Genomic DNA, 4,360 nt, shown 5'->3' with positions numbered 1-4,360 from the left:
TTTAAAACAACAACAAACTATGAAAACTTTGTATAAAACTGCCGTAACCGCATCGGGAGCCAGGGCAGGGCATATTAAATCGGATGACGGAAAAATTGATATGAATCTCTCAGTACCCAAATCAATGGGTGGTGATGGCGGAGACGGCACCAATCCAGAACAACTTTTTGGAGGGGCATATTCTGCTTGTTTTGGGAGTGCATTACTGGCTGTTGCAAAAGATCATAAAGTAGTGTTAGGTAACTTTACAGTTACGGCCAATGTTAAGTTGAGCAAATCTGAAGAAGATAACCTGAACCTGAGTGTGGTGATGGATTGTTATTTGCCAGGACAGAGTATTGAAATGGGAGAAAAGCTGGTGAATGCTGCCCATGAAATTTGTCCGTTTTCAAGAGCGACCAGAGATAATATAGATGTAACTTTAAACCTAATGCTGGATGAATAATTGAAAGTATAAATTAACTTTGGTAGGGTTTTTGCCTTATGTTTTGTTATAGAAGTGCATCCACTTTAAATGAAACATACAGTAAATACTCCAAAATCCGGAGTATCCCTAAAAAGAAACATTTTGAGAATACTTACAATTAAAAAAGACCCGTTTAAATAGATAACGGGTCTTTTTTAGTTTGGTGTGGTTGGTATAGCTTATTGGATAATTCCACCACAGCTTATTCGTCCTCCGGCATCACCGGTAGGTTGGGTAACAAAATCGTCAACTCCTTCGTGGACGATTACAGCTTTCCCTATGATATTTTTAGTGTCATCATCACAGCCAATACACCATTCATCGGTTGCAAATTTTATACCGCCGCTTCCTTGGTCATCTGCTTCAAAGTTTCCGATGTCTCCTTTGTGGTAGCCGGCTTCATCACCCCATTTACCGTGTTGTGCAAAGGTGGGGTTCCAGTGACCGCCTGTTGAAGTTCCATCAGGAGCCGAGCAATCTGCTTTTTCATGCAGGTGAATAGCATGCATACCAGGCGTTAGTCCTCTGAATTTTGCAGTCATGGTGACCATTCCGTTTTCTTCTACAAATTGAGCTCTACCCATAGCAGTTGATTCACTTTTGGGCTCCATCATTATTTCTATAACCATTTTTTCAGTTTCCTGAGTTGTTTCTTTCATTTCTTCTTGCTGCATTTCTTCACCGGATTCCGGACTGTCTTTTTTGTCATTTTTACAGGCTGTAAATAAAGTGGCAAAGGCCAATGTAGCAATTAATGCATAATTTTTCATAAGGTGTTTTTTTGGTTAATGTTAGACTAAAGTTACTGTAGTGATTTTAGAATGACAAAAGATTAACAAATGATTTTCATTTTTTCTTAAAGTCTCGTTATCACAATCAGGATGTTGGTTGTTCATTTTCAGATTCAGACTCCTTTAAATAAGTATCCAGAAAGTTGAGGATGCTTTCATAGGCTTTGATTTGATTTTCTTTTTTCACAAAACCATGGCCTTCATCTTCAAAAAGGACATATTCAACAGGAACACCGTTTTTACGTACATTTTCCACAATTTCATCAGACTCTACCTGAAGGACTCTGGGGTCGGTAGCTCCTTGTAGTACCATCAATGGTTTGGTTACATTTTCAGCATGAAACAGCGGAGAGATTCGATGCAGCCTGATGCTGTCTTTGGTATTCGGGTCTCCCATTTCCAAATACAACGATTCTTTAAATGCTTCCCACCAGGGTGGTATGCTTTTGAGTGTACGAAGCCAATTCGTTACTCCATAAATATTGACTCCTACGTCAAATTCTTCCGGAGCAAAAGTAAGTGCAGCCATAGTCATATAACCGCCATAAGATCCACCCATAATACCAATATTATTGGCATCAATATCGGCTTGTTCAGCCAGCCAGTTTTTACCTTCGATACAATCCTGTAAATCGGCTTCACCGTGGTTTTGATCATCCATTTTAAAGAAGGTTTTGCCATAGCCGCTACTTCCTCGGTTGTTGACCGCCAATACAGCATAACCATGGTTTACTAGATATTGAATCAATGAACTGTAACTTTGGCGTGACTGGCCTCCGGGTCCGCCGTGAACCCACACCATTGCCGGTACCGGATTGTCAGCTGAGGCATTGTGGGGTTTGTAATAGACAGCGGGTATTTCAACACCATCAAAAGAGGAGTATCGAATGATTTCCGCCGCTACAAGATCATCAGGGTTTATGGCGTCGTTGAGCACATCTGTGAGTTTGGTGTATTCTCCAGTTGCTAAATCAAGGGCATACAAATCGGTAGGAGTATGTGAACCACCCACATTGAGTAATGCCATTGACTCATCTTTGGAAAACTGTATTCCGGTGATGTATGCATTTTCAAATTCAGGCAAGTCGAGTTGCTCACCCGTTTTTGTATTGGTAATTTCAAGCACATTGGCCGCATCTTCATTAATGAAAACTGTTCGGTAGGTTCCGTCGTGGCTAAATCCTACACCCCAGATGTCCCAGTCTTTTTCCAGTACTTTTTCAGAAGTTTTGTTTGCAATGTCATACTTCATAGCCACTTCAAATTCACCTTCGGCATCGGTAGTGTAATAAAGATATGCATCATCAGTTGAGAAGTCTTGTGCAGAATTGCCACTTTGGGTGCTGTTGATTTTAGTAAAACTTTGGTCGTTTCTGTTGTAAAGAAACAAATCAGCATCATTGGTGTTAATTGATTTTGTAAATGCAATGTAGTTTCCGTTGTTTGAAACGCCTCCGAAGTTGTAGCCCTCGGAGTTATCAAACACCATTTTTGAGTTAAAATTTTCTACATCCATTTCATACACATCACTGAAACGGGGGTCACGTTCATTGCTTCCATAGTAGAATTTACTTCCATCTTTTGACCATCCGTAAAAAAGGGCTCTTACATTTTCAGCAGGAGTGAGTCTGGTGATGGAGTCTTCTTCCATTACAAATAGTTTGTAAATTTCATCTCCATTGCCATCCATTCTAAACAGAATTCGTTCATCATTGGGAAAGTAAGAAACCGAATAGACTGATGATGAATCAGAAGTAGTGAGAGGGGTCATTTCACCACCGGAAGAGGGAAGTGTATACATATTGTATATACCAGAACGATTACTGCTCACCAAAACATTGGAGTTATCGGGAGAAAATCCACTGCCAAAAACGGCTTCATTGTCCATGAACTGTGCAATGGTGTAGGAGCCGATTGTTTTTTCTTGGGGTTGCTTTTCTTTTTCACCACAGGCAATGAAAAGGAGCAGCAAGGCTGTTAAAATACTGAGTTGTTTCATAAAAAAAAGTTTATTCAAATCAAAGGAACTGTTGGATGATGTTGTGGAACCCGACCAGTTTCAGTCACCTTGTTTTGCATTGGTTATTAATTGTACTAAGGTAGTGAAAATTAGTGTATGAGAAACTTTTGGGGCTTATTTGTTAGGGGGTACTTTTCTTTTTTCTATTCTTAATGCGTTTGGGATTCAACCAAAGGTAAAAACCTGTAACTGAAAGAATCATTAGTCCCAGACAGGTAAGTGTTACATAGGTTTTTTTTACTTGATCGCTTGAGGTTTTAAAGAAGAAATCAATAATAGATCCGTCGTGAATTTGTTCGATAATGTCTGATGTGCGTGTTTTTACTGATAAAATTTCACCACTTTTAATCCCCACCTGGACCTCACTGTAATGATGTTCAAAGCGTACTTTGGCAGCACCCTTAGTTAATCGAATGTCTATGCGGTTGATTTCAGGGTCAAGGTCAGTGTTTTCTATGATGTAAGTTTGTGCAATTTCAGAAATACGTTCGATAGGCAAAGAGGGGGCATTAGAAACATCTGTTTGTGTGGGGGGTACAAAATCAAAATCTTTTTTCCAGGCCAGTAATAATCCCGTTGCAGCAATTATAAACATAAACACGCATAACGAAATCCCAAGATACTTGTGAAACTTCCGAAATTGACGGGTAATCTTAACAATTTTTTTTGTGGAATTACTCAATATTTTTTTTTGAACCCCAAAAATAATCAAATTGTTAGCACAACCTAAAAATTAAATGTTAATCATCACCTATCTTTGTTGTCTATTAAATTTTATATGCCCAGAGAATATAATTTTCAGGTATCGCCCGAAATTGCTGCCAATCAGGAAGCTTTAAAATTGTTTGTTTCCCGTAAAACCGGAATATCAATTGATGAGCTAACGCATATAGAAGTATTAAAACGCAGCATTGACGCCCGTCAAAAGGCTATTAAAATCAATTTAAGGTTAGCAGTTTATGTCCAAGAACACTTTAAAGAGATTAAGATTAAGAAACCTGAGTACAACGATGTTTCAAACAGTGAAGTTGTTTTAATAGTAGGAGCAGGGCCAGCTGGTTTTGCTTGTGCCTATCAGTTAAA

At 39.0% G+C, this 4,360-nt stretch carries 4 protein-coding genes and 1 pseudogene; 2 read left to right on the top strand and 3 right to left on the bottom strand.

The window, feature by feature from the left end; all coding sequences use genetic code 11:
• Positions 1–19 precede the first annotated feature (19 nt).
• On the top strand, positions 20–445 hold the full coding sequence (locus AACY61_RS09415) for an organic hydroperoxide resistance protein (RefSeq protein ID WP_339611322.1): 426 nt from the start codon (positions 20–22) through the stop codon (positions 443–445).
• Between the two features lie 200 nt (positions 446–645).
• On the opposite strand, the gene AACY61_RS09410 is transcribed toward AACY61_RS09415, so the two are convergent.
• The 3 genes from AACY61_RS09410 to AACY61_RS09400 form a co-directional block, all read right to left on the bottom strand.
• Entirely contained in the window at positions 646–1,236 is a 591-nt protein-coding gene (locus tag AACY61_RS09410) for a superoxide dismutase family protein (RefSeq protein ID WP_339611321.1), read from the bottom strand.
• Positions 1,237–1,342: 106 nt separating this feature from the next.
• Positions 1,343–3,256, bottom strand: a complete 1,914-nt coding sequence (locus AACY61_RS09405) for a S9 family peptidase (RefSeq protein ID WP_339611320.1) — start codon at positions 3,254–3,256, stop codon at positions 1,343–1,345.
• Positions 3,257–3,398: 142 nt separating this feature from the next.
• Positions 3,399–3,959 carry a PepSY-associated TM helix domain-containing protein gene (locus tag AACY61_RS09400; protein ID WP_339611319.1) on the bottom strand — a complete coding sequence of 187 codons (561 nt, stop codon included), beginning with the start codon at positions 3,957–3,959 and terminating at the stop codon, positions 3,399–3,401.
• 96 nt (positions 3,960–4,055) lie between these two features.
• On the opposite strand from AACY61_RS09400, the pseudogene AACY61_RS09395 reads away from it, so the two are divergent.
• A pseudogene (locus tag AACY61_RS09395) lies at positions 4,056–4,360 on the top strand (FAD-binding protein); the annotation flags it as partial.

The organism is uncultured Planktosalinus sp., assembly GCF_963973675.1.
In the GTDB taxonomy this organism is placed as follows: domain Bacteria; phylum Bacteroidota; class Bacteroidia; order Flavobacteriales; family Flavobacteriaceae; genus Planktosalinus.
Note: the sequence above shows the minus strand (reverse complement) of the source record. Positions and strands in the feature narration are given on the sequence as shown.